25 protein-coding genes are annotated in these 25777 nt (G+C 62.0%); 14 read left to right on the top strand and 11 right to left on the bottom strand.

The annotated features are described in order from the left end of the window. Positions 1-10: 10 nt before the first annotated feature. The 3 genes from sufC to FHX10_RS06355 form a co-directional block, all read right to left on the bottom strand. Complete coding sequence (sufC, locus tag FHX10_RS06365; protein WP_018445225.1) at positions 11-766, bottom strand: Fe-S cluster assembly ATPase SufC; 756 nt, start codon at positions 764-766, stop codon at positions 11-13. Positions 767-955: 189 nt separating this feature from the next. Next, positions 956-2425 (bottom strand): Fe-S cluster assembly protein SufB, encoded by a 1470-nt coding sequence (gene sufB, locus FHX10_RS06360; RefSeq protein WP_047609963.1) that lies wholly within the window; start codon positions 2423-2425, stop codon positions 956-958. 168 nt (positions 2426-2593) lie between these two features. Next, the gene (locus FHX10_RS06355; protein ID WP_063475240.1) at positions 2594-3760 is read right to left on the bottom strand and encodes a cysteine desulfurase family protein; all 1167 of its coding nucleotides are present in this window, start codon (positions 3758-3760) and stop codon (positions 2594-2596) included. 218 nt (positions 3761-3978) lie between these two features. Here FHX10_RS06355 and FHX10_RS06350 point away from each other — a divergent pair, with 218 nt between their 5' ends. Together FHX10_RS06350 and FHX10_RS06345 are read left to right on the top strand one after the other, a co-directional pair. Next, on the top strand, positions 3979-4656 hold the full coding sequence (locus tag FHX10_RS06350) for an alpha/beta hydrolase (protein WP_003559715.1): 678 nt from the start codon (positions 3979-3981) through the stop codon (positions 4654-4656). Between the two features lie 144 nt (positions 4657-4800). Next, entirely contained in the window at positions 4801-5979 is a 1179-nt protein-coding gene (locus FHX10_RS06345) for an acyltransferase family protein (RefSeq protein WP_063475239.1), read from the top strand. 1 nt (position 5980) lies between these two features. On the opposite strand, the gene FHX10_RS06340 is transcribed toward FHX10_RS06345, so the two are convergent. After that, a complete protein-coding gene (locus FHX10_RS06340; RefSeq protein WP_097622387.1) occupies positions 5981-6508 on the bottom strand; it encodes a GNAT family N-acetyltransferase in 528 nt (175 codons plus the stop codon). Beyond that, complete coding sequence (locus FHX10_RS06335; RefSeq protein ID WP_097622386.1) at positions 6505-7623, bottom strand: anhydro-N-acetylmuramic acid kinase; 1119 nt, start codon at positions 7621-7623, stop codon at positions 6505-6507. Before FHX10_RS06335 ends, FHX10_RS06340 begins: the two co-directional genes overlap by 4 nt. Before the next feature lie 131 nt (positions 7624-7754). Between FHX10_RS06335 and tyrS the strand changes: the two genes are divergently transcribed. Next, positions 7755-9011 carry a tyrosine--tRNA ligase gene (gene tyrS / locus FHX10_RS06330; protein WP_047611578.1) on the top strand — a complete coding sequence of 419 codons (1257 nt, stop codon included), beginning with the start codon at positions 7755-7757 and terminating at the stop codon, positions 9009-9011. 139 nt (positions 9012-9150) lie between these two features. Here the strand turns inward: tyrS and FHX10_RS06325 are convergent, their stop codons facing one another. Next, positions 9151-9435: a hypothetical protein gene (locus tag FHX10_RS06325; RefSeq protein ID WP_028758365.1), complete on the bottom strand. Its 285-nt coding sequence runs from the start codon at positions 9433-9435 to the stop codon at positions 9151-9153. A 218-nt stretch (positions 9436-9653) separates the two neighbouring features. After that, a complete protein-coding gene (locus tag FHX10_RS06320; protein WP_132571882.1) occupies positions 9654-13052 on the bottom strand; it encodes a DUF3971 domain-containing protein in 3399 nt (1132 codons plus the stop codon). A gap of 124 nt (positions 13053-13176) precedes the next feature. Here FHX10_RS06320 and FHX10_RS06315 point away from each other — a divergent pair, with 124 nt between their 5' ends. The 5 genes from FHX10_RS06315 (at position 13177) to FHX10_RS06295 (ending at position 18006) form a co-directional block, all read left to right on the top strand. Beyond that, positions 13177-13650, top strand: a complete 474-nt coding sequence (locus tag FHX10_RS06315) for a peroxiredoxin (RefSeq protein WP_132571885.1) — start codon at positions 13177-13179, stop codon at positions 13648-13650. Beyond that, complete coding sequence (locus FHX10_RS06310; RefSeq protein ID WP_028758362.1) at positions 13647-14474, top strand: ferritin-like domain-containing protein; 828 nt, start codon at positions 13647-13649, stop codon at positions 14472-14474. The genes FHX10_RS06315 and FHX10_RS06310 overlap by 4 nt, the downstream gene beginning before the upstream one ends. Before the next feature lie 106 nt (positions 14475-14580). Beyond that, positions 14581-15900 (top strand): peptidoglycan DD-metalloendopeptidase family protein, encoded by a 1320-nt coding sequence (locus tag FHX10_RS06305; RefSeq protein WP_127430896.1) that lies wholly within the window; start codon positions 14581-14583, stop codon positions 15898-15900. A 157-nt stretch (positions 15901-16057) separates the two neighbouring features. Next, a complete protein-coding gene (locus tag FHX10_RS06300) occupies positions 16058-17575 on the top strand; it encodes a DEAD/DEAH box helicase (protein WP_047609983.1) in 1518 nt (505 codons plus the stop codon). Between the two features lie 8 nt (positions 17576-17583). After that, positions 17584-18006 carry an NUDIX domain-containing protein gene (locus FHX10_RS06295; protein ID WP_047609985.1) on the top strand — a complete coding sequence of 141 codons (423 nt, stop codon included), beginning with the start codon at positions 17584-17586 and terminating at the stop codon, positions 18004-18006. Here the strand turns inward: FHX10_RS06295 and FHX10_RS06290 are convergent, their stop codons facing one another. Together FHX10_RS06290 and FHX10_RS06285 are read right to left on the bottom strand one after the other, a co-directional pair. Further along, the gene (locus tag FHX10_RS06290; RefSeq protein WP_047609986.1) at positions 18007-18324 is read right to left on the bottom strand and encodes a TfoX/Sxy family protein; all 318 of its coding nucleotides are present in this window, start codon (positions 18322-18324) and stop codon (positions 18007-18009) included. A 37-nt stretch (positions 18325-18361) separates the two neighbouring features. Next, on the bottom strand, positions 18362-18856 hold the full coding sequence (locus tag FHX10_RS06285; RefSeq protein ID WP_028758357.1) for a flavin reductase: 495 nt from the start codon (positions 18854-18856) through the stop codon (positions 18362-18364). Positions 18857-19036: 180 nt separating this feature from the next. Between FHX10_RS06285 and FHX10_RS06280 the strand changes: the two genes are divergently transcribed. From FHX10_RS06280 to purB, 5 genes are all read left to right on the top strand, one after another. Continuing rightward, the gene (locus FHX10_RS06280; RefSeq protein ID WP_047609987.1) at positions 19037-20119 is read left to right on the top strand and encodes an ABC transporter substrate-binding protein; all 1083 of its coding nucleotides are present in this window, start codon (positions 19037-19039) and stop codon (positions 20117-20119) included. Positions 20120-20185: 66 nt separating this feature from the next. Beyond that, entirely contained in the window at positions 20186-20863 is a 678-nt protein-coding gene (gene rpe, locus FHX10_RS06275) for a ribulose-phosphate 3-epimerase (RefSeq protein WP_047609989.1), read from the top strand. Next, positions 20860-21585, top strand: a complete 726-nt coding sequence (locus FHX10_RS06270) for a DUF2259 domain-containing protein (protein WP_028758354.1) — start codon at positions 20860-20862, stop codon at positions 21583-21585. The genes rpe and FHX10_RS06270 overlap by 4 nt, the downstream gene beginning before the upstream one ends. A gap of 32 nt (positions 21586-21617) precedes the next feature. Beyond that, a complete protein-coding gene (locus FHX10_RS06265; RefSeq protein WP_088930350.1) occupies positions 21618-22103 on the top strand; it encodes a hypothetical protein in 486 nt (161 codons plus the stop codon). Between the two features lie 69 nt (positions 22104-22172). Beyond that, positions 22173-23480, top strand: coding sequence for an adenylosuccinate lyase (purB, locus tag FHX10_RS06260; protein WP_028758352.1), 1308 nt, complete (start codon positions 22173-22175; stop codon positions 23478-23480). 90 nt (positions 23481-23570) lie between these two features. Here purB and FHX10_RS06255 read toward each other — a convergent pair whose 3' ends face one another. Both FHX10_RS06255 and FHX10_RS06250 read right to left on the bottom strand, forming a co-directional pair. Continuing rightward, positions 23571-24050, bottom strand: coding sequence for a low affinity iron permease family protein (locus FHX10_RS06255; protein WP_127430954.1), 480 nt, complete (start codon positions 24048-24050; stop codon positions 23571-23573). A 129-nt stretch (positions 24051-24179) separates the two neighbouring features. After that, the gene (locus FHX10_RS06250) at positions 24180-24986 is read right to left on the bottom strand and encodes a DUF2189 domain-containing protein (protein WP_132571888.1); all 807 of its coding nucleotides are present in this window, start codon (positions 24984-24986) and stop codon (positions 24180-24182) included. A gap of 175 nt (positions 24987-25161) precedes the next feature. Here FHX10_RS06250 and FHX10_RS06245 point away from each other — a divergent pair, with 175 nt between their 5' ends. Next, on the top strand, positions 25162-25719 hold the full coding sequence (locus FHX10_RS06245; RefSeq protein ID WP_028758349.1) for an RBBP9/YdeN family alpha/beta hydrolase: 558 nt from the start codon (positions 25162-25164) through the stop codon (positions 25717-25719). The last annotated feature ends 58 nt before the right edge of the window (positions 25720-25777 follow it).

Raw genomic sequence — 25777 nt, 5'->3', positions numbered from 1 at the left:
CCACCCGAACTCAGGCCGCCGTGCCGATGATGTCGGCATAGCCATTGGCTTCCAGCTCATGCGCCAGCGTCTTGTCGCCCGACTTGATCACCTGGCCCTTATAGAGCACGTGGACGGTATCGGGCACGATATAGTCGAGCAGGCGCTGGTAATGGGTGATCACCACGACGGCGCGATCCGGCGAACGCAGCGCGTTGACGCCGTCGGCGACAATCTTCAGCGCGTCGATATCGAGGCCGGAATCGGTTTCGTCGAGCACGCAGAGCTTCGGTTCGAGCAGCGCCATCTGCAGGATCTCGGCGCGCTTCTTCTCGCCGCCGGAAAAGCCGACATTCAGCGGCCGCTTCAGCATCTCGGTATTGATCTGCAGCTTGCCGGCGGCATCCTTGACGCGGCGCATGAAATCCGGCGTCGTCAGCTCGTCCTCGCCGCGCGCCTTGCGCTGCTCGTTCATCGCCACCTTCAGGAACTGCATGGTGGCGACACCGGGGATTTCGACCGGATACTGAAAGGCAAGGAAGATGCCCTTGGCGGCGCGCTCGGCGGGATCGAGCTCGAGGATGCTCTCGCCATTATAGAGAATGTCGCCCTCAGTCACTTCGTAGTCGCTGCGGCCGGACAGAACATAGGAGAGTGTCGACTTGCCGGAGCCGTTCGGCCCCATGATCGCGGCAACTTCGCCGGCCTTCACCGTCAGGTTCAGGCCACGGATGATCTCGGTGCCGTCTTCGGCGATACGGGCATGGAGGTTTCTGATTTCAAGCATTTCGTTTTTCCTGTCCATAAAGCGGGTTCAAGTGCCGCCCAATTGACCGTTCTCATCGGCCTCAATCGTCATCCTAGGGCTTGTCCCGAGGATCTAAGCTTTAAATTGTAATCGTCCTAATGTTCCGGCGCGACCTTCCGCATAGGTGCGCAGATCCTCGGGACAAGCCCGAGGATGACGGAGACCTGTTTAGCCCACCGAGCCCTCGAGCGAGATGCTGATCAGCTTCTGCGCCTCGACGGCGAATTCCATCGGCAGTTCCTGCAGGACTTCCTTGACGAAGCCGTTGACGATCAGTGCGATCGCCGCTTCTGTCGGGATACCGCGCTGCAGGCAGTAGAACAGTTGGTCCTCGGAGATCTTCGAGGTCGTGGCTTCATGTTCGAACTGCGCCGTCGAATTCTTCGCCTCGATGTAGGGCACGGTATGAGCGCCGCACTTGTCGCCGATCAGCAGCGAATCGCACTGGGTGAAGTTGCGTGCGTTCGACGCCTTGCGGTGAGCCGAGACCTGGCCGCGATAGGTGTTGTTGGACACGCCGGCGGCGATGCCCTTGGAGACGATGCGGCTCGACGTGTTCTTGCCGAGATGGATCATCTTGGTGCCGCTGTCGATCTGCTGATGGCCGTTGGACACGGCGATCGAGTAGAACTCGCCGCGGCTGTCGTCGCCGCGCAGGATGCAGGACGGATATTTCCAGGTGATCGCCGAGCCGGTTTCGACCTGCGTCCAGGAAATCTTCGAGCGGTCGCCACGGCAATCGCCGCGCTTGGTGACGAAGTTGTAGATGCCGCCCTTGCCTTCCTTGTCACCGGGATACCAGTTCTGGACGGTGGAATACTTGATCTCGGCATCGTCGAGCGCAACCAGCTCGACCACGGCAGCATGCAACTGATTTTCGTCGCGCTGCGGCGCCGTGCAGCCTTCCAGATAGGAGACGTAGGCGCCTTCTTCCGCGATGATCAGGGTGCGCTCGAACTGGCCGGTGCCCTTCTCGTTGATGCGGAAATAGGTGGAAAGCTCCATCGGGCAGCGAACGCCCTTCGGAATGAACACGAAGGAGCCGTCGGTGAAAACAGCCGAATTCAGCGTCGCATAATAGTTATCGCTCGTCGGCACCACGGAGCCGAGGTATTTCTGCACCAGTTCCGGATGCTCGCGGATGGCTTCCGAGATCGACATGAAGATCACGCCGGCCTTCTTCAGCTCCGCCTTGAAGGTGGTGACGACCGAAACGCTGTCGAAAACGGCGTCGACGGCGATCTTCGGCTTCTCGACACCGGCAAGGATCTCCTGCTCGCGCAGCGGGATGCCGAGCTTCTCGTAGACCTTCAACAGCTCCGGATCGACCTCGTCGAGCGACTTCGGACCCGGCGTGCTCTTCGGCGCGGCGTAGTAATAGATGTCGTTGAAATCGATCTTCGGATAATTGACGCGCGCCCAGGTCGGCTCTTCCAGCGTCAGCCAGCGCCGATAGGCTTCGAGGCGCCATTCCAGCATCCACTCCGGCTCCTGCTTCTTGGCCGAAATGAAGCGAATGATGTCCTCGGACAGGCCTTTCGGCGCTTTGTCCATCTCGATGACGGTCTCGAAACCGTATTTGTACTGGTCCACATCGATCAGGCGGACCTGGTCGATTGTTTCCTGCACCGCAGCCATTTCATTCTCCAATCTCGCCGGATACAAGGTCCGGCAGCTTGTAGCGTTCGGGCAATTGTCCTGCCCTGATGTCGGGCAAATGCCTTACCCTGATGTAAGAGGCCAAAAGGGACTTTTCAGCCCGATTGGCAAGCGGAAATTTGCGTTTCCGCAAGTTTATGATGCGGCTTATGCCGCCTCACCCGCCGACCTTCGCCGGCAGGCAATCTTCGCGAAAGCCGCAATCACCCTGTCGACATCGTCTTCCGTTGTCGAAAAGCCGAGCGAGATGCGCAATGCCCCGAGCTTGGCGTCACGTCCCATCGCCGTCAGCACATGGCTTTCGCCAAGCCGACCGGATGAGCAGGCCGAGCCTGCGGAAAGGGCAACGCCTTCGAGATCGAAGGCGATCTGCCCGGTCTCGGCCTTCAGCCCCGGCAGGGTGAAGAAGATCGTGTTGGCGACACGTTCGCCGCCCTCGCCGTGGATCATTACATCGGCTGCCGCCCGACGCATGCCGGCTTCCAGCCGCTCGCGCAACGCGCCGATCGCCGCATTGCGCGCATCGAGCTCCTCGGCCGCGGCTTCCGCCGCCGCGCCGAAGCCGATCAGCGCCAGTGAATTCTGTGTCCCCGAGCGGTGACCCCGCTCCTGGCCGCCACCCTGGATCAGCGGCCGCGGCATCAACGCCTCGCCGCGCGCAATGAGCGCGCCGGCACCCTTCGGTCCGCCGATCTTATGCGAGGAGACGATCATGAAATCGGCGCCGATCCGATTGATATCGAGCGCGAGGCGACCGGCGGCCTGAACGGCGTCGACGACCAGGAGCCCACCATGGGCATGCACGATCTTTGCCGCTGCCTCCACAGGCTGGACGATGCCCGTCTCGTTGTTGACGAGCATGATGGCGACCATCGGCAGGCCGGCAGCCTTGTCATGAGCATCGAGCAGGGTGCCGAGCGCATCGAGATCGACGATGCCGGCTTCCGTCACCGGGATCTCCGTCATCGTCTCTCTGGCGAAGCGGCCACCCTCGCGCACTGCCGGATGCTCGATCGCCGAAAAATAAAGCTGGCCGAGCCGGAGCGGCGTGCGGCCCATGCGGAAATCCGGCGTCAACACCAGGTTGGCGGCCTCGGTCGCGCCGCTGGTAAAAACCACATTTCCGGCATCGGTGCCGGCAAGTGCCGCCACTTTGCGCCGCGCACCTTCAATCGCAGCGCGGGCGGCGCGGCCTTCGCCGTGAACGGAATTTGGATTGCCGAAAATGTCGATGGCGCGCATGATCGCCTCGCGTGCTGCGGGGTGTAGCGGCGCTGTGGCATTCCAGTCGAGATAAAGGCGTGGCGGCGCCATGATCTTCAGTCCTGCGCTTGACGAGCTTGCTTCAGCGGCCGCGGTTCATTTTTCTTGAAATTTCCGCCGGGCTTGCCTTATGACACATTCCACGATGCGTGGATCGCCATGCAAGTTTCGAATTGTTCTAAACTGCGTTTTAGAAAAGCTGACAACACTAGTCAAGTCAATGTTGTCGTCCAACGCAGCGCGAACGCGAAATAAAACCCGGAGTACCAATGCCCGAAGTAATTTTCAACGGCCCAGCCGGCCGTCTTGAAGGCCGCTACCAGCCCTCCAAGGAAAAAAGCGCGCCCATCGCCCTGATTCTGCATCCGCATCCGCAGTTCGGCGGCACGATGAACAATCAGATCGTCTATCAGCTCTTCTACATGTTCCAGAAGCGCGGGTTCACGACGCTGCGCTTCAATTTCCGGGGCATCGGCCGCAGCCAGGGCGAATTCGACCACGGCGCCGGCGAACTTTCGGATGCCGCCTCGGCGCTCGACTGGGTGCAGAGCCTGCATCCCGATTCCAAGACCTGTTGGGTCGCCGGTTATTCCTTCGGCTCCTGGATCGGCATGCAGCTGCTGATGCGCCGGCCGGAGATCGAAGGCTTCATGTCGATCGCGCCGCAGCCGAACACCTACGACTTCTCCTTCCTGGCGCCCTGCCCCTCTTCCGGCCTGATCATCAATGGCGAGGCCGACAAGGTAGCGCCGGAAAAGGATGTCAATGGCCTTGTGGAGAAGCTGAAGACCCAGAAGGGCATCCTCATCACCCACCGCACCGTTGCCAACGCCAACCACTTCTTCAACGGCCAGGTGGAAACCCTGATGGGCGAATGCGAAGACTATCTCGACCGCCGCCTCAACGGCGAACTGGTGCCGGAACCGGCCGCCAAGCGGATTCGCTGACACCACAAAATCTCGGCCCCATCGATGCCGTGACGGTCCGGAACCTCACCGGACCGAACGTGTCAGAACAGATCACCTATCGTGTTGCAATGTATGTTGCAGTGCGGTAGGGTCCTCGCGATCCTAACAAAAGCGAGGTCCGCAATGACCAAGTCGTTCGGGGAAGTCCTGGATAAGTATAGGGGAATCGGTCCGGGGTTCGATTTTCTTCGAATAGGGCTCGCCTTTTCCATCGTATTGACCCATTCCTTTTTGTTAACCAGGAACAATGACTTCATCAGGGGGTCGGTATTCTGGTTCACGGAATACGCTCTTGTTCCGATGTTCTTCGCGCTGAGCGGATTTCTGATCGCCGGCAGCGCCCAACGCCTGAGCCTCAGAAATTTCCTGATCAACCGAAGCTTGCGTATCGTCCCGGCGCTTGCCGTCGATATCGTCGTTTGTTCGCTGATCATCGGCCCGCTCGTCACGATCGTCTATCACGCCGAATATTTTACCGATCCGCGGTTTTTCAAATACTTTCTGAATATCGTCGGTTGGATCCATTACGAGCTGCCGGGCGTTTTCCAGGACAATCCGAGCCAACGTGTCAACGGCGCGCTCTGGACGGTTCCCTGGGAGATCTTCTGCTACATCATCATGTCGTTCCTGATGATCACTGCCATCGTCAAGACGCGCTACAAGCTGCTTGCGGTGACGATCGCCTATATCGTCATCGGCCTTGTCGTGCAGAAGATGCCCTATCTGCTGCCAGGCTCGGTCAAGCCGATCGCTCGCTTCCTGTTCATGAGCCGAGGCTCCCAGCTGATAACGGCCTTCATGATGGGCATCGTCGTCTTTCAGTTCAAAGCGGTCATTCCGCATTCCCGCTGGCTGTTCGCCGCCGCCGGCCTGGTTTGCCTCGTCGCCATTCTCACCCTGGACAGCCAAGCGACGGAGTCGGTGATGAACCGGCCCCTGGTCATCACCTCTCTCGTTTATATCACCGTCTTTATCGGCCTGTCGGAGGTACCCATTCCGGCCTTTTTCAGGAAGGGCGACTATTCCTACGGCGTCTATCTCTATCATGACCCGTTTTTGCAGATCTGGATCAGCTCGTTTCCGTCCGTATTTCTCTATCCGAAATATGGTGCGCTGGCGCTCTATCTCGTCGGCCTGCCCTCGGCCCTCGCCGTGGCGGTGCTGTCCTGGCATTTCATCGAGAAGCCGATCCTTGGCCTTCGCAAGAAGTTCTCGTTCATCGCCCAGGTCAGGGGCGTCGAGGATGGCAATCAGGCTGGGCGCGAATCCCACGTCCGGCCGCCGGTTGCCGTAAAGAGTTAAATTAGGACTTTGCCGGCCGCATATCGGCGGTGAGTTCAAAAGCTGGGTCAAGCACTCCATCGATCAGGATCGGCACGCGTTCACGCATGCCGATTTTCCTCAGCACACGCTGCGAGGCGATGTTATCGGGATGCGTGAAGGCGATGAGGCGCTGCGCAAGCTGCCTTTCGAAGAACCAGTCGACCACCGCACCTGCCGCCTCGGTCGCCAGGCCCTTGCCCCACACCTCCTCGCGCAGGGAATAGCCAAGTTCGAATTGCTCGTTCCTGAACTTCGAAATCCCCGCGCGACCGATAAACCGGCCGTCCTCGTCGAGGATCTTGTATTTCGTCGTGCCGTGGCGCGCCTGCTCCTCGAACCAGCCCCGCAGCCGCTCCTCAGCCTTTTCGAGACTCCATGGCCCGTTGCCGGACAGATATCGGGTCGTCGCCATCGTCGAATGCAGTTGCTGCACGAGGGGCGCATCGCCTTCGTCCCACATGACGAAGCTGAGCCGCGGCGTGCTCAATATGACGCTCTGCTCTCTCATGGCGTCGCCAGCACCCCGCCGCTGACGGGGGCGCCGACGCCCGTCGTGCCGGGAAACGTCAACGGCAGCCCGTCCAGCGAGCGGACGGCGAGATAGGCCCAGGCCTCGGCTTCCATCGCATCGCCGTCGAAGCCTGCCTCCTCGGCGCTCAACACCCTCGCGCCCAGCCTTCCGGCCATGGCGGAAAACTCCGCCATCACGGTGGCGTTCAGCCGCCCGCCGCCGCAGACGATATAGATCGATGGGCTCTCGGGCAGAAAGCCGGCAGATTTGATGATCGAGGCGGCGGCGACATGGGCGAGCGTGCGGGCGCCGTCTTCAAGGCTCGCTTCCTCGGGCCGAAGCGGCGCGAAATCGCCGCGGTCGAGCGAACGGCGAAGATTGCCGCGGAAGAACGGGCTTTGCAGATAACGTTCCGCGAGAGCGGCCACGACCTTGCCGCGCCCACCGATTTCGCCGCCGGGATCATAGGTTCTGCCGGTCTGCATCTCCACCCACTGGTCGATCAGCGTATTGCCCGGCCCACTGTCGAAGGCCGATATCCGGCCATCCGTGCCGATAAAGGTCAAATTGGAGATGCCGCCGATATTGACGAAGCACACCGCCTGTCCAGCCTGCTGGAATTTTCCCGCAAGTGCGGCGTGATAGGCAGGCACCAGCGGCGCGCCCTGCCCGCCATGAACCATGTCGTTGGCGCGCATGTCGTACACCACCGGAATGCCGGTTCGGCGCACCAGTTCCGGACCGTCACCGATCTGGATCGTCAATCCTTCGTCAGGGCGATGCAGTACTGTCTGGCCATGAAAGCCGAGAACATCGACGGCATCGGCAGAAAGCCCGAAACGCTCCAGGAATGCCGTAACGGCAATTGCATGCCGTAAGGTCAGTTCCAGCTCGATGTCGCGAAGCTCAGCGGGCCGTTCGCTCCTGTCGCTGAGCGGACGCGCCAGTTCCAGCGCCCGTTTCAGCCGGCCGCGAAAATCGGCGTCATAGGGCACGCCCATGAACGGCCCGTGCTCGATGAAGCCGCGGCCGTCGGTCCTGAGCAGCGCGACATCGATTCCGTCCATCGACGTGCCGCTCATCAGACCGATCGCAGTCCTGATGACATCCATGAGGCTTGCCTCCCATGCGATTCCCGGATGCACTTTGATAAAAACAGTGCTAAACGCGCCGCGACAGATCAACAACAACGAACTTGCGCGAGACCCGCATGGGCGAGCGCAGATATCAAGAGACGAAGGCCATGTCCGAGTTCAAGTCCGATTTCCTCCGCACGCTGAAAGAGCGCGGCTTCATTCATCAGATCTCTGATGAGCGCGGCCTCGACGACATGTTCGCCAAGGAAACCGTGACGGCTTATATCGGCTTCGATCCGACGGCGCCCAGCCTGCACGCCGGCTCGCTGATCCAGATCATGATGCTGCACTGGATGCAGAAGACCGGTCATCGCGCCATCTCGCTGATGGGCGGCGGCACAGGCATGGTCGGCGATCCCTCCTTCAAGGAAGAGGCGCGCCAGCTCATGACCGTGGACACGATCGAAGGCAACATCGCCTCGATCAAGCGCGTCTTCTCCAATTACCTGAACTACGGCGACGGTCCGAAGGACGCGCTGATGATCAACAATGCCGAATGGCTGCGCTCGCTGAACTACCTCGAATTCCTGCGTGATGTCGGCAAGCACTTCTCGGTCAACCGCATGCTGTCCTTCGACAGCGTGAAGACGCGTCTCGACCGCGAACAGTCCCTGTCCTTCCTGGAATTCAACTACATGATCCTCCAGGCCTACGACTTCGTCGAGCTCGCCAAGCGCTACGATTGCCGCCTGCAAATGGGTGGTTCCGACCAATGGGGCAATATCGTCAACGGCATCGACCTCGGTCACCGTATGGGGACACCGCAGCTCTATGCGCTGACCTCGCCGCTGCTGACGACATCGTCGGGCGCCAAGATGGGCAAGTCGGCGACGGGCGCTGTCTGGCTGAACGCCGACATGCTCTCGGCCTATGATTTCTGGCAGTACTGGCGCAACACCGAGGACGCCGACGTCTCGCGCTTCCTGAAGCTCTACACGACGCTGCCGATGGATGAAATCGCCCGCCTCTCGGCACTCGGCGGTTCGGAGATCAACGAGGTCAAGAAGATCCTTGCGACCGAGGTCACGGCGATCCTGCACGGCCGCGAAGCCGCCGAACAGGCAGCCGAAACGGCGCGCAAGACCTTCGAGGAAGGCGGTCTTTCGGAAAACCTGCCTTCGGTCGATATCCCGGCCGGCGAACTCGATAGCGGCATCGGCCTGCTGTCGCTGATGGTCCGCGCCGGCCTCGCCGGCTCGAACGGCGAAGCCCGCCGCCACGTCCAGGGCGGCGCTGTCCGCATCAACGACGAGGCGGTCAGCGACGAACGCCGTCTGATCGACAGCGGCGAAATCACCACCGACGGCGTCATCAAGCTCTCGCTCGGCAAGAAGAAGCACATCCTGATCCGCCGCGCGGCGTAAGCGGCCTCAATTCCGAACAGATATGAAAGCCGGCCTCCGCGCCGGCTTTTTCGATTTCGCTGACGGCGGTGTCGAGGCATTTGCGAAGTTGACGATACAGCCGCGCGTACCGAGAGTTTCGCGGCACTACCGCATACGGTCACTCGACTCCCGGCCGGGATGGCGCATCCGTCCGTTCAGCCTCTCGAAACACATAGCTTGGCGGATTGACGTCTGAAGCAGGTTTGACGCGCGACCACCAGCTGATCGAGAAGACAGGCGGCGTCATCATCGCGTCGAGAGGAACCGTCAGCACATGGGCCGACCGGATGAGCTCCGGCGGCTTCAGTCGCTCGCTCTTTTCGGCGGGATATGCAGCATGGCCGCCGACCGCAGCGGCGATCACCGCGACCGATACGAAAGAGACTGTCCGAGCGCACTGCATGGCATCCTCCGACATCGCAACGGCCGTTGCCAAGGCCGGAGACGCAGCTTACATCAAATTTCCCTAAAATAGCAGGCCAAGCGTCGTTCGCTCGTTTCGACACCGGGCTTCGGATCGATTCTGATCGGGTCGATGCTTGCGCGTTTTGCTGATCCTACTCAGGCGGAAAGGAATTTAGGCGTTCTCGCCACGACCTCTGCCGTCCGGCCTTCACAGCCTCACTGGAACTCGAAGATCTGCCGGAAGACGCCAGGCGCGATAATCGACAGCGGATTGATCTGCAGGTTCGGTTGGTCGAACTTGCCCGTCAGTTTGAAGGTGATGCCGATCAGGCCGCGGTCGCTGCCATTTCCGAGGATGACGCCGATCAGCGGCAGCTCGGCAAAGAGGCGGTTGAGGCCGTAGGCCGGCATGAAGGTGCCGGTCATGTCCATATTGCCCTTGCGGTCGCGCACGACGCCCTGGAAGGTCGCGCCGATCTGGTCGCCGCGCAGCACGCCGTTCTCGATTCCGACCATGCCATTGCGTGAAACGACGCGGGCAAAGCCACGCTGGAAGCGCTGCGACGAGGTATCGATGTCGCGCTTGACCGCCTCGTTGAGGCTGCGCTGTTCACTTCCGACAGGCGTCGAGACGATCGAGCGCAAGCGTTGTTCGTTGACGATCGAGAAGCGGCGCACATCGAGCGAGCCGTCCCAGCCGCCCTCTGCCCCCAGCCGGATCGCCAGATTGAGCAACCCTCCCTGCATGTGCTGGTAGAGATCGGCGAAACGCGATACCGCGCCGGCATCGCCGCTGGTGATGTTGATGACGCCGCCGTCCTTCATCTGGCTGACCACGGCCTCGCCGCTGTCCGTGACGGCGGAAAAGTTGAGCGTCTGCAGCTTGTCGCCGCGCAGTGATATCTGCGCCTGGAAATTGCCGACCTTCTCGTCGTTGAAGCCGATGACGTTTTTCAGCCGGGCGCGCACCGATACGCTGGTGTCGCCGCCATCCCCGTCGCCATCGCCGTCCGAGCCCGATTTCAACCGCGCGATAACAGGCCGCGCATCGGCGCTGTCGCCGGAGACCGAGACGTCGAAATTGCCTTTGCTGCGCTTCACCGAGAGAGCGAAATCGTCGAGCGAGGAAAGCTTGACACTGTCGAAATCGGCCGAGGTCAGCCCACCCTTGCCGATATTGAGCGATCCGTTGGCGCCGAAACCGTCGCCTTTCAGCCGGAAGTTCTTGATCTGAGTGTTGTCGGCCGGGCCGGAGGTTTCAAATTCGGCTGTGGCGGCAATGCCGCTGCCCTTCGACCAGCCGATCCAAGGCAATTCGAGCAGCGATTTGGTGAGGTCGAGCTGGACGTCCTGCCGGTCGTTGTCGATCCGCGTCAGCACCATCTTCACGCTGCCGCCGATGATGCCCGAAAGGCCGGGTATCAGCTTGTTGCGCTGGTCCTCGGAAAGCGTCGCGGTGATCACCCGCTGCCGCAACGCACTGTCGGATGCCTCAACCGGTTCGGTAAGATCGATATCGGCCGGAACGCCGTCGATCTGGGCCTTGGCATCGAGCGTGATCTGTTTCGGATTGCCGTTCAGCGTGCCGTCGAGATTGGTGATGGTACGGCCGGAAAATGGCTTGGCGAGATCAATATCGCTGAGCTTCATGGCCGCCGCCCATTCGGCCGGCGGCGGGTTCTGCGAGGAGAGCAGGCCGAAATGCGCCTTCACATTCGCCTCGATCCGGCCCTTGAAATCGTCGGGCGTAAAGCCGGCGCGCTGCAGCACCCGGATCGGCCTGTAGGTTAGAAGCTCGCCGACCGCGTCCGCCGCGCCGGACACCGCGAGATCGATATCGGCCATCAGCGGCTTGTCATAGGCGGATGGTATGACGAATGTCCCCTGCCCGAGACCGACGGACCGGCCGGAGGGGAAATAGGACGTGCCGCTTTTGATCGCGATCGTCGCAACGGGGCCGGTCAGGTCGAAATGTGCCGACGTGTCGCGGATGGGCGGAATGTCGCCGGCGACGTTCATCCGAGCCCCCGCGATGTCGAAACCGATGCGGATCTGGTTGGCGTCGAGCTTCAATCCCTTGCCGCCGGCTGCCTCGTCCAGCCGGCCGAAGGGAATGAAAACGGAAATGGAAGCGTCGGTGACGGTGCCGCCGAAGAGATTGCCGTGCACCCAGTTGCGCACCTTGGGCGCCATCCAGAACGGCCAGAGCTGCTTGATCGCCGTCGTCTGCAGCTGCGACGACTGGCCGGCGAAGCTGATCTCCGGCGATTTGTCGCCGAGCTTGATATCAAGCGATCCGTAGAGCGCGCCGAGCGGGCTGGAAACGGTCATGTTGGGAAACCGGAATTCCCGGCCGGCGACCATGTAGCGCCCGGTCGCCTGGATATCGAAGGCAACAGGCGGCTCGCCGGAACCGCCGGGGGCCGCCGTGCCGCCGCTGACCAGCAGGTCGATGCCGAAGCCCTTGCCGGCCTGCGGGTCGAGCTTGTCGAGATCGATCAGCGCGCCGTTGATCGGCAGCGTGGTCGCGCCGAACCGGGCGTTGGACCGGGCAATCTCGATCGTCTGCTTGGCGAAATCATAAACGAGGTTGATTTGCCCGCCCGACAGCTCCTGCGGATCACCGTCCGCATAGATCAGGCCGGGATCGATATCGACCGTTGCCGCAAGCGCCGGCTGCGCGCCATCGCGCGCCCTGGTGGCCGACACCGTCATGTCGACAAAGGCGCTAAGCCCCTGCCGTATCACACCCTGATCGTTGCGTTTCAGCGCGAACGGCGTGAGGTCGGCATGCTTCAGCGTCGCCACCACCTTCGAAACGTGACCGTCTTCCTTCTCGGCCAGCACGTCGAGTTCCGCCACCTCGCCGTTGAGCGCCACCTCGCCGGTCAATTGCAGCGAGGACGGGCCGGCATGGGCAAAGACGAGATTGTCGACGACGAGCGACAGCGGACCGTTAGCGGTATCGGCAAGCTTGATGTCGATGCCGGAAATGCGCACCGAATTCGTCGAGCCGCGTGTGGCAATACTGTCGAACATGTCGAACTGCGAGAAGATCCTCTCCATCGCCGCCGGCATGGCGTCGATGCGCAGATCGTCGAGCTTGACGGGATTGCCGGAAGGCAGAAGCGCGGTATCGAGCGCGATATCGTCAGCCTCGATGTCCGTGACGGCGATGCGGCCGCGGAAGAGCTGCAGCGGATCCAGCCCCAGACGCACCGAACCCGTCGTCGACAGATGCTGGCCACTCCCCTGGTCGATCATGTTGACGTTGCGCGCTTCCAGCGCCAGACGTAAGCCCGAGGTGAAGCGGATGACGGTGGAGCCGACCTCGGCGCGGTAGCGCGGTCCGGCCACGCCGTTCAGCGCCGCCTGCGCCTGCTGCGACAGCGGTTTGTCGAACATGCCGCTCTCGACGGTGAAAACGATGCCGGCCAGAATAACAAGGATCAGTCCCACAAATCCGCAGGTCAGCTTCGCCGTGCGGCGCATCGGCGAACGCGGCGGCGGGCAATGGACGATGATCGGATCCTCGGCCTGGGCGGACGGCAGGCGGTCCAGCGCAACGATATCCTTCTTGCGAAACGTGACCTTTTCGCCGCGGATGGCTGACATGCGCCCTCGGGCTCTCCCTTTAGTGAAGAATTGAACCCGGCCATGCTGGACGGGTTTCCATCCACTATATAATTCGGGGAGAGAAAGTGTCATCCACAAACCCGGCAAAAGAAAGGTTTTCCCAATGGCGGTTCCCGGCATCGGCGCCACGGCCCCCGATTTCAACCTTCCCCGCGACGGCGGCGGCCGCGTCTCGCTGGCCGAATTCCACGGCAGGCCGCTCGTGCTGTTCTTCTATCCCAAGGACGATACGACCGGCTGCACCGCCGAATCATTGGCTTTCACGGCCTTAGCAGCCGAGTTTGATGCGGCGGGCGCCGCCGTCATCGGCATGTCTCCCGATTCGGCCGCCTGCCATGACAAGTTCGTCAAGAAGCACCGTCTTTCGGTTGCGCTCGCCTCGGACGAGGAAAAGACGACGCTGCAGGCCTATGGCGTCTGGAAAGAAAAGAGCATGTATGGCCGCAATTTCATGGGCGTCGAACGCACCACCTTTCTCATCCGCAAGGACGGCATCATCGCCACCATCTGGCAGAAGGTAAGGGTGCAGGGGCATGCCGAAACCGTGCTCGAGGCCGTGCGGAATCTCGCCGCGTGACGGGGCATCTGGCCATAACCTCGCTGCGCGGTGGCGCCATCGATGCGATCTCTTCCGCCGATCTCGACCGCAAGACGGCTCTTGCGCAGGAAAGCGCCACCCGCTGGTTCGCCCGCCGGGTGTCGCTGCGCTCGCCGCTCGATGCCGCCCTGCCGGACAGGCCCGGCCGTCCCGACAGGCCGGAGCTGACGCCGCCGACCCAGGTGAAGAAGCGCTCGCTGCATACGCTCAAAGGGCGGATCGCCCTGCTGCATGCCATCGCCCATATCGAACTCAACGCCGTCGATCTGGCGCTCGATATCGTCGCGCGATTCGCGACAGAGCAGGTGCCGAATTCCTTCTTCGACGGCTGGATGCAAGTCGCTTTCGAGGAGGCGAAGCATTTTCGCATGGTGCGCGCCAGACTCAACGATCTCGGCGCCGATTACGGCGATCTCCCCGCCCATGACGGGCTCTGGCAGGCTGCCCATTCGACGCGCAACGATCTGACGGCAAGGCTCGCCGTCGTGCCGCTGATTCTTGAAGCCCGCGGCCTCGACGTCACGCCGTCGCTGCAGGCGAAGATGCGCGAAACCGGCGATCTCGAAAGTGCGGCGGTGCTCGACGTCATCTACAACGACGAGAAAGGCCACGTCGCCATCGGCGCCAAATGGTTCCGCTTCCTCTGCGCGCGGGAGAAGCGCGACCCGGCAAAAGCCTTCCAGGAACTGGTACGCGCCAATTTCCGCGGACCGCTGAAGCCGCCCTTCAATGATCTCGCCCGTGCCGAGGCGGGGCTGACGCCGTCCTTCTACCGCGCGCTGGCATCGATCAGCCACGCTTGAAATGCCTAGTATTTCTGCCGGGTACGACGGCAATGAAAGCATTCATTAACCATAAACGTGTCTAATTTTCCGAAAGAGGCGTAGAGCATCAATCGGGAGAGCCTGCGTGAACAGCGGACATCAGCACCGGGTATTCGGCAGGCGGGCGCAGGAACATATCCTCATCCTGGCAAGCGGCGACAATGTCCGCCACATGACGGTCCGGCCGTGGATGGCAGCCCTTGCCTTCTGCTTCATCGGCGTGTTCTCGATCGGCTATCTTCTCGCCACCTCCTATCTCGTGCTGCGCGACGACCTGATCGGCGCCACCATGGCGCGCCAGGCCCGCATGCAGCACGACTATGAAGACCGGATCGCCGCCCTTCGCGCTCAGGTCGACCGCATCACCTCCCGCCAGCTTCTCGACCAGCAGGTGGTCGAGGACAAGGTCGACAAGCTGATGGAGCAGCAGATGGCGCTGACCTCGCGCCATGGCAAGCTCGACAATCTGCTCGATCGGGCCGAAAGTTCCGGCCTGACAGAGAAGGATGGCGCCCCGCCCGCGCCGTCTTCCCCCGTTCAGTCTTATGCCCCCGAGATCAAAGACAAGCGCGCTTCGCTTGACGGCGGCGGTATCCAGGCGATCGAGAAACAGCTGGCAAGCGGCGCCCCCGCCGATGCGACGCCCGACAATTCGACGCTTGCCTATGTGCCGACCGCGGAGACCGTCGGCGACCGCGCCGACCGGATCTTCTCCAAGGTGACGCTGTCGCTGAAGGATGTCGAACAGGACCAGCGCAGCCGGGTCGAACAGCTGACGAGCGATGCCGGCAGTGCCGCCAACGCTATCGAGACCGTGCTGACCCGCTTCAAGATCCCGATGCCCGAGACCGCGGCCAGGAAAGACGATGACGATGCCGTCGGCGGCCCCTATGTCGAGCCTGAAAGCAACGACGACTTCAACAATTCGCTGGTCGCCCTCGACGGCGCGCTGACCCGGCTCGAGGCCGTGCGCAGCACCGCCGAATCCCTGCCCTTCCGCAATCCCGCCGTCGGCAAGGAAGTGACCAGCCCCTTCGGCAATCGCCGCGACCCCTTCCTTGGCCGCCTCGCGCTTCATTCCGGCATCGACTTTCGCTTTTCGCCGGGCGAAAGGATCCGCCCGACGGCGCCTGGCAGGGTGATTTCGGCCGGCTGGACCGGCGGCTACGGCAACATGGTCGAGGTCGATCACGGCAACGGCATTTCGACGCGCTACGGGCATATGTCGGAGGTGCTGGTCAAGGTCGGCGACACGGTCGACCGCAACGACGTCATCGGCCTTGCCGGCAGCACCGGCCGCTCGACAGGCACGCACCTGCATTATGAAGTGCGCCAGGACGGTCACGCGGTCGATCCAGTATATTTCATGAATGCCGGCCTTAAACTCGCCACCTATATCAAGTAATACCCGGCCGGTAACCATCGCTTCACTCTGCACGGGGTGCGGCCTCTCTAATTCTTGACTTGCCGGCCATTCGGGGCTATGTCGCGCTGCATTGCGGCATGCAATCCCGCCGACTCGTTCAGAGCTCGGCCGAACCGGAACGGAAACAGTTTTCCCTTTGACGACATTTGCTGACCTTGGCTTGAGCCAAAAAGTGCTATCCGCTGTTGCCGACGCGGGCTACACGATCCCCACGCCCATTCAGGCGGGAGCTATTCCCTTTGCGCTCGAGCGCCGCGATATTTGCGGCATCGCGCAGACAGGCACCGGCAAGACGGCGTCCTTCGTTCTGCCGATGCTGTCGCTTCTGGAGAAGGGCCGCGCCCGCGCCCGCATGCCCCGCACGCTGATCCTCGAGCCGACGCGCGAACTCGCCGCCCAGGTCGCCGAGAATTTCGAGAAATACGGCAAAAACCACCGCCTCAACGTCGCCCTGCTGATCGGCGGCGTTTCTTTCGAGGACCAGGACCGCAAGCTCGAGCGCGGCGCCGACGTGCTGATCTGCACGCCCGGCCGCCTGCTCGACCATTTCGAGCGCGGCAAGCTCCTGATGAGCGGCGTCGAGATCCTCGTCATCGACGAGGCCGACCGCATGCTCGACATGGGTTTCATCCCGGATATCGAGCGCATCGCCAAGATGATCCCGTTCACCCGTCAGACGCTGTTCTTCTCGGCGACCATGCCGCCGGAAATCCAGAAGCTCGCCGACCGGTTCCTGCAGAATCCCGAGCGCATCGAGGTCGCAAAGCCGGCTTCCGCCGCAAAGACCGTGACGCAGCGCTTCGTCGCCTCGCACAGCAAGGACTACGAAAAGCGTGCGGTTCTGCGCGAACTCGTCCGTGCCCAGACCGAGCTGAAGAACGCCATCATCTTCTGCAACCGCAAGAAGGATGTCGCCGATCTCTTCCGGTCGCTCGAGCGCCACGGTTTCTCCGTCGGCGCCCTGCATGGCGATATGGACCAGCGCTCCCGCACGATGATGCTGCAGAGCTTCCGTGACGGCAATCTCCAGCTGCTGGTCGCCTCCGACGTTGCAGCCCGCGGCCTCGACATTCCCGATGTCAGCCACGTCTTCAATTTCGATGTCCCGATTCACTCCGAGGATTACGTCCACCGCATCGGCCGCACCGGCCGTGCCGGCCGCTCGGGTGCCGCCTTCACCCTGGTCACCAAGCGCGACACCAAATTCGTCGACGCCATCGAGAAGCTGATCGGCGAAAAGGTCGAATGGCAGAACGGTGACCTGAATTCCCTACCGCCGGCAGAAGAAGGCAAGGACAGCGAACGCCCGCGCCGCAACAGCCGCGAGCGTGGCGGTCGGGACGATCGAGGCGAGAAGGATCGCGGCCGCGGCCGCGGCAGTCGTGGCGCCGCGAGTCATAAATCTGACAACGACATACAGGATAATGACGTCCAAGTGATCCAGGCAGCACCAGTAAAGGCCGACATCGTGAAGAACGAGCGCAAAGCAGAGCAGAAGCCGCAGAACAACGCGCGCAACAATCGGCCTTATCCGGCAAATGATGACAGCCGCGACCGCCGCCGCCATCGCGACCACGACGACGGCCCGACCCCGATCGGTTTCGGCGACGATATCCCCGCTTTCATGCTGATCGCCGGCAGCGCCAAGGTCTGAGCATTGCCATGGCCAGACCCGGTATCGATTTTCCGGGTCTCGGCGTCGGGCTGGTGATTCTGCGCGACGCCAGGATCCTTCTCTACAAACGTATGCGCCCACCTGAAGCCGGCTATTGGAACATTGTCGGCGGCAAGGTCGATCACATGGAGCCGGCCGAGGAAGCCGCGCGCCGCGAGGCCGAAGAAGAAACCGGCCTGACGATCGGGCGCATCGAACGAATCGGCATGACCGAGCAGATCATCGATGCCGATCGCCAGCACTGGATTTCAGTTCTCTATCTCGCCCGTGACATCGAAGGCGAACCACAATTGACCGAACCGGACAAGCTTTCGGATTTCGGCTGGTTTCCGCTGACGGACTTGCCCGAGCCGCTGTCGGCCTTCACCAAGGCGGCGATAGCGGCTTTGCCGACTGCCGAACGCAGCTAGTCATTCGGCGCGAAGCGACGCCTCATAGGCTAGCCGCACCCATTTCGCCATCAGATCGGGATCGTCATAGGCCTCGTCGGGGATCGACCAGTAGGGCATCTTCACCGGCTTGCCCTTCTTGCCTTCATAGCTCCACTGCGTGGCGCCGGCAGCCGCAAATTCCGGGGCACTCTTCTCATCGGCCTTCAGCAGCATCTCGTCCCGCACTTCGAGCGCGATGATGCGCCCAAGATGATAGATGCCCTTGCCGCCGAACATGCGCTTGACCGTGACCGGGCCGAGCCCCTGAAACATTTCCTCGATCCCGGCATTGTCCATTCTCTATTCCCTCGAAATCTCGGCCACGGCGCTCTCATCACAGCGCGTGATAATCCCGGTCCATATAGATGAGCGCTGGGTGTTTTTCGCTGAAGCGGACGGCCGCAACTTCGCCGAAGATGACATTGTGCGTCGGCATTTCCTTGATGTCGGTCACCCGGCAATCGAAGGCGGCAAGCGCGTCGGCCAGGACGGGCGCGCCGGTGACGAGCATCTCAAAACGGGCGCTGGCGAAACGGTCGTCATCGGCAAGCGCCGTGCGTCCGGAAAAGGCATCGGCGACGCCCTGATGATGGGCGCCGAGCGTATTCAGGGCGAAGATGCCGCTCCTGAAAAAGATGTCGTTCTTCGGGTTGGTGTTGTTGAGGCAGATCAGCACCGAGGCCGGATTATCCGAGACCGAGCAGGCGGCGGTGATGGTGACGCCGCGGCGCAACTCGCCCATCGCCGTCGTCACGAGCTGCACATGGCCGGCATAACGGCTCATGGCATCGCGATAAAGGCCAGGGTCGATATGCTGCCTGTTCAACACCTGCTTCTCCCGTGCGCGCTTTTGCATTGATCGACTTGTTATCGCGCCAATATGGCGAGCATCGGTTACCTTTTCTACAATAGGACCGGTGAAAAGCGCTGCGTTGCGCTTGTTTTTCTTTGACGATCGCGGCCTTGCGGATAAAAGGGCATGGACGACGGCTAGGGATCTTCGCCTTTCATGATCAACCTGCGTGGCATAGCAGCCTTTCTGACGCTGCTGGGAGCGGCCGTGCCGAGCCATGCGGCAGGCGTGACGATCGGCGTCGTCGCCCCTCAGAACGGCACGCTCGCCCTCCTCGGCGCCCAGATTGCCGCCGGCGCCGGTTTCGAGATTCAACAATCAGGCAATACTCTGGTCGCCATCAACGAGACCTGCGAAGAGAATAGCGGCGCAGCAATTGCCGACGCGCTGATCAATGCCAAGGTGCAGGTCGCGATCGGCTTTCTCTGCAGCGAGACGCTGGAAGGCGCACTGCCGAAGCTGAAGGACGCCAACATTCCCGCGATCACCGTCTCCGTGCGCTCCCGCATCCTGATGGAGGATGCGCTGAAGAACGGCTGGCCGCTCTTCCGGGCAGCGCCCGCCGACGGCGCCGAGGCGGCAAAGATCATCGAAATCATCCTGAAGGACTGGGCCGCCGATCCGATCGCCCTGATCGAAGACGGCACCATCCATGGCCGAGAACTGACGGAAGCAGTGCGCAACGCGCTGGAGCAGAACGGCCTGAAGCCGGTCTTTACCGACACCTATCGGCCGGGACAGGAACAGCAGATTGCCCTCGTGCGCCGCCTGAAACGGGCCGGCGCCACCAGGGTCTTCATCGGCGGCGACCGCAACGACGTTGCCGTCATCGCCCGCGACGCCAAGGCGGAGAACATCCCGCTGTCCATCCTCGGCGGCGATGCCATGCGCGCCGCCGACCAGCCGCTGCCGCTGATTACAGGCGTGCGCGCCGTTGCCCTGCCCGAATATACCGTTCGGCCGGAAAGCGCAGCTGCAGCCGACGCTTTGCGCGCCAAAGGCATCGAGCCGGAAGGTTATGTCCTGCCGTCGCTGGCCGCGGCACTCATTGCCGGCCAGGCTGCGGAAGCCGCCGCTGCAGCGAGCAAACCCCTCCAGGAGATGCTTCTCGGCACGACATTCCAGACGCCGATCGGCACTATGGCCTTCACCGGCGCGCATGAGCTTTCGCAAAACCCCTACCGCCTGCTCGAATGGCGGGGCAACGGCTTTTTTCCACCCGCCGCGCCAACGCAATGAGCGGCGCGCGCCAGCCTTGAATCAGGGCGCCGCAGTCAAATGGCGACCCATATGGAGTAAGATTTGATGACGCTGCCCATTCGCATCGCCCCCTCGATCCTCGCGGCGGATTTCGCCAGGCTCGGCGAGGAGGTGCGCGACGTAACGGCCGCCGGCGCCGACTGGATCCATCTCGACGTGATGGACGGGCATTTCGTGCCGAACATCTCCTTCGGCCCTGATGTCATCAAGTCGCTGCGCTCCTACACATCAGCCACCTTCGACTGCCACCTGATGATCTCGCCGGTCGACGATTATCTCGAAGCCTTCGCCAAGGCCGGCTGCGATCGGATCACTGTCCATGCCGAAGCCGGACCGCATCTGCACCGCTCGCTGCAGACCATCCGCAATCTCGGCAAGAAGGTCGGCGTGACGATCAATCCGGCGACACCGCTCAGCGCCATCGAGAACGTGCTCGACGATGTCGACCTCATCCTGATCATGTCGGTCAATCCCGGCTTCGGCGGACAGAAGTTCATTCCGGCGATGGCGGCCAAGATCGCGGCGGCGAAGTCACTGATCGGTGATCGGCCGATCGAACTCGAGGTCGACGGCGGCGTGACTGTGGAAACGGCGCCGGCAATTGCCCGGGCGGGCGGCAACGTCCTCGTCGCCGGCTCGGCAATTTTCAAGGGCGATACGGTCGAGGCTTACCGTCGGACCATCGCCGATCTGCGTCAGGCAGCCGAAGGGGCACGAACATGAAGAAGCGTCTCATCATTGGCGGCGTGCTTGCCGCCGCACTTGCCGGCCTGCCCGGCATGTCACTTGCCGGAGACATTGCCAATATCCAGCCGATCGGCTTTTCCGCCGACGGCAAGGTCTTCGGATTTCAGGAATTCGGCATCAAGGAGGAGGGCCGCGTCCCCTACTCCAACACCTATTTCGTCAATACCGGCAGCGGCCAGTATCTCGAGGGCACGCCGTTTCGCACCGAACTGACCGATAAGGACGCCAATCTTTCCAAGGCGCGGCGGCAGAACCTGACGGCGGCACGCGGCGAGATGGACAAATACGATCTCCTGACCAATCCCGGCCTGATCGCCGCCTTCAATCCGCCGACCGAACTCGGTTCTCCTTCGAAGACGATCCGTTACACGACGCTTGCGACCGACGGTCCACCAAAATCACCCTATACGCTCTCGCTCGGCGAGATGCCGGTGCCGACGCCGAAGGAGTGCGCTTCGATCGACAAGCGGGTGCTTGGCTTCAGCCTGCAGATGATCGAGAAGGAGGGCGCTCCGAACCGCCAGGCGGCACGCCAGGCCACCGCCGTTCCGGCCGAACGGGTATGTTCGGTCGAATACCGGATCGGCGGCGCGATGGTCTATCAGCCGGAAACCGGAAATCAGGTTCACATCGCCCTCATCCTCGCCTTCGATGCCGAGAGGAACGGACGCTGGATCGCCGTTCCGGTTCATCCCTGAGCATGGATCGCCCCAGGACGGATCGCCCGAGGATGGATCGTCTAAGAGCTGCGCGGCCGCCCTACCCTGATCTGATTGCCGGCGCGCTGCTTTGGGGCATGCAGATGCTCGCCGCCGCCATGCTCGGCCTTTACCTGCGCAACGGCCTGGAGACGAGCCGTCTAGCCGAGGTCGCCACACTCTATTTCCTCGGCGGCCTGCTCGCCTGGCCCTTCGCCCTGCCGGTCGCCCGCTTCCTTGCCTATGACAGGCCGCCGGAAGCACGTTTTGCCGCTTTTTTCGTGACGCTGACAGCAGCGACGATTGCGATGACCGCCTTCCTCTTCGCCATGGAATACCGGATCTTCTATTCGCGCTGGCACGCCCCCTTCGGCAGCATCATCTGGGCTTTCCAGTTCGTCTTCACCAGTATCAGCGCCGTCTACCAGTTCCTGGTGATCGGCCTGCGTCTTTTCCTGCCGCTTGGTCTCGTCTGCCTTGTCGTCAGCAGCTATCATCTTGCCAAACGCATGCGTTGAGATTGCCGCCCGTCTTTGCTACAGGGGCTTCAACCTTGAACAAATCTCTTGAAGTGAAGGCAGCAGCCCATGATCCCGCGTTATTCCCGGCCCGAAATGGTCGCCATCTGGTCTCCCGAAACCAAGTTCCGCATCTGGTTCGAGATCGAGGCGCATGCTTGCGACGCGCTGGCCGAACTGGGCGTCATCCCGAAATCCGCGGCTAAGACAATCTGGGAAAAAGGTGGCGCCGCCACCTTCGACGTTGCCCGCATCGACGAGATCGAGGCCGTCACCAAGCATGACGTCATCGCCTTCCTCACCCATCTTGCCGAAATCGTCGGCCCGGATGCGCGTTTCGTCCACCAGGGTATGACCTCGTCCGACGTGCTCGATACCTGCTTCAACGTCCAGCTGGTCCGCGCCACCGACATCCTCATCGCCGATCTCGATCGCCTGCTCGAAGCGCTAAAAACCCGCGCCTTCGAACACAAGGACACCGTCACCATCGGCCGTTCTCACGGCATTCATGCCGAGCCCACCACCTTCGGCGTCAAGCTGGCGCTCGCCTATGCCGAATTCGAGCGCTGCCGCCAGCGCCTAGTCGCCGCCCGCGAGGAAGTCGCGACCTGCGCCATCTCGGGCGCCGTCGGCACCTTCGCCAATATCGATCCGCGCGTCGAGGAACATGTCGCCGAGGCGCTCGGCCTGAAGGCCGAACCGGTCTCGACGCAGGTCATCCCGCGTGACCGCCACGCCATGTATTTCGCCACCCTTGGCGTCGTCGCCTCGTCGATCGAGCGGCTGGCGACCGAGATCCGCCACCTGCAGCGCACCGAAGTGCTGGAGGCGGAGGAATATTTCTCGCCCGGCCAGAAGGGCTCTTCGGCCATGCCGCACAAGCGCAATCCGGTGCTGACCGAAAACCTGACCGGCCTTGCCCGCATGGTCCGCTCCTATGCCATGCCGGCGATGGAAAACGTCGCCCTCTGGCACGAGCGCGACATCTCCCATTCCTCGGTCGAACGCATGATTGGTCCGGATGCGACCGTGACGCTCGATTTCGCCCTCTCACGCCTCGCCGGCGTCATCGAAAAGCTGCTGGTCTATCCGGAGAATATGGAAAAGAACCTCAACAAGTTCCGCGGCCTCGTCCACTCCCAGCGCGTCCTGCTGGCGCTGACCCAGGCCGGCACCTCCCGCGAGGATGCCTACCGCCTGGTGCAGCGCAACGCCATGAAGGTCTGGGAACAGGGCAAGGATTTTCTCGAAGAGCTGCTGGCTGATGCCGAGGTGCGGGCTGCGCTATCCGAGGAGGATATTCGGGAGAAATTCGATCTCGGATATCATACCAAGCATGTGGATACGATTTTCCGGCGGGTGTTCGGCAACGCCTGAGCGATCTGCAATCAACGATATGGCGGCGCCCTCGCCGGCGCCGTTTTATTTCTGCCTTTGGCTCTCTGCAATTGCAGAGCGGATGATGGTTCAGTTTTTCTCAAGCGGCCGTTGTTTCTGCTTGTTTCCTTTGGCGGCAACAGGGCGCTTGCGTGCCGCGGCCTTTTTCAAAGGCGCCGCTTTCGCCGCCTCCTCTGTCCTGCAAGCCTCCGTCTCACCCCTGCCCTTGGCGGCCTTGGCGACCAACTCGTCGAGGCGCTTCAGCTCCTCCTCGTCGAGGTTCTCGATACCGATGAAACGGTTCTCGGCGTGGCTCGTCAGGATGATTTCGTTGAGTTTGGCCTGGATCGCCCGCGTGTCGCGCGTCTGGGCGTTCTGCAATACGAAGACCATCAGGAAGGTGATGATTGTCGTGCCGGTATTGATCACCAGCTGCCAGGTTTCCGAATAATCGAAGAACGGGCCTAGGCAGGCCCAGATGATAACGGCGATGAGCGCCAGGATGAAGATAACGGGCTTGCCCGCCCATTCTGATGTCTTGGTTGCGAAGCGGGCAAACAGATGCTTTATCGCCACCTCTGAAATCCTCCCTCGACGTCTCCAGAGCATGGTCTCGACGACATCATGCTCTGGCAAAAAACTCCGAGGCAGGTTTGAGGTTCCCCAGGGATTCGAGAATTCCCTGGGGGCGAGGCTTGGTTACGCGGCGGCTTCCCGCGCAATCAGCTTGCGATAGAGATGCCAGGTCGCATGGCCGAGGATCGGGATAACCAGCGCAAGCCCGGCAAAGACCGGGATCGTGCCGATCACGAGCAGTGCGGCGACGATCAGGCCCCAGAGCAGCACCGGCACCGGATTGAGAACCATCGCGCGGATCGACGCCGTGACGGCGGCCACCGCCCCGACATCGCGGTCGAGCAGCAACGGAAAAGTGATGACGGTCATCGCCAGCACGACGAGCGCGAAGACGAAGCCGATGAGATTGCCCCAGATGATCAGCTGCATGCCCTGGGGCGTGCCGAAGACCTGGCTGAAGAAATCCGCCATGCTGCGCGGGAACACTTCGCCGAGCAGATTGCTGTAGAGCGTCTGCGCCGTCACCAGCCAGACGACAAAGAAAGCGCAGAGCATCAGTCCGACCGCCACGATCGATGGCAGAGCCGGCGAATGGCGCACTTCGAGCGCGTGCGTCCAGGACGTGTCAAGGCCGGCCTCGCGCCGGCGGCTGATTTCGTAGAGGCCGATCGCCGCGATCGGGCCGATCAGCGCGAAACCCGCCATCAGAGGGAAGACCATCGGCAAAAGGTTGGCGCCCGAGGTCCACAGCGTCAGGAAGACGCCGGCGATCGGGTACATCAGGCATAGGAACACATAGTGGGACGGTTTCTCCATGAAATCATTGTACCCGCGCTTCAGCGCGTCGAAGACGTCGGCGATACTGATGCGATTGACGACGGGGCGCACAAAGTTTTCACTTGAACCCGTCATGACATGAAATGCCGCCATGGCTTTCTCCTCCTCAGCCGAGACCTGATCGGCGGCGGACAGCATCGGCGGGCAAGCCGACACGAAATCCGCAACCGGCACTCGAGCAATATAACAAGTTTCAGCCGCCCTGTCGCTCTCTCCCTTGGCATCCCCTCTTGACATCTCGGCCAAGCTTTCTCACATCGGCGGCACCATGAAAGCCTCAGACGCAGATATCCTCATCATCCCCGGCTACACCAACTCGGGCCCGAGCCACTGGCAGAGCCGCTGGGAGGCAAAGCTCAGCACGGCGCGCCGTGTCGAACAGGTCGAATGGACGAAGCCGGTCCGCGAGGACTGGATCGCCCGCATCGCCGAGGAGGTGAACGCCTCGACCCGCCCGGTCATTCTCGTCGCCCATTCGCTGGGCGTGCCCTCGGTGATCCACGCCATCCCGCATTTCCGCAACCGGGTGGCGGGCGCGTTCCTCGTTGCTCCGCCCGATGTCGCCAATCCCGACATCCGCCCGAAGCATCTGATGACCTTCGGCCCCTATCCGCGCGATCCGCTGCCCTTCCCGTCGATCACGGTCGCCAGCCGCAACGACCCGTTCGGCAGTTACGACCATGCCGACGATATCGCCAGCAGCTGGGGCTCCTTCCTCGTCGATGCCGGCGAGTCCGGTCACATCAATGCCGATTCCGGTCACGGTCCCTGGCCCGAAGGCACCATGGTCTTTGCCCAGTTCCTCAGCCGGCTCTCCGCTGAGTGAGGAAAACCCGCCTTCTCGCTTGTTGAGCAAGTGCTTTCTAAGTCTTTCTTAATGGAAT

Source organism: Rhizobium sp. BK591 (assembly GCF_014195045.1).
GTDB classification, from domain to species: domain Bacteria; phylum Pseudomonadota; class Alphaproteobacteria; order Rhizobiales; family Rhizobiaceae; genus Rhizobium; species Rhizobium anhuiense.
The sequence above is the reverse complement of the archived record's forward strand: the minus strand, read 5'-3'. Positions and strand labels throughout refer to the sequence as shown.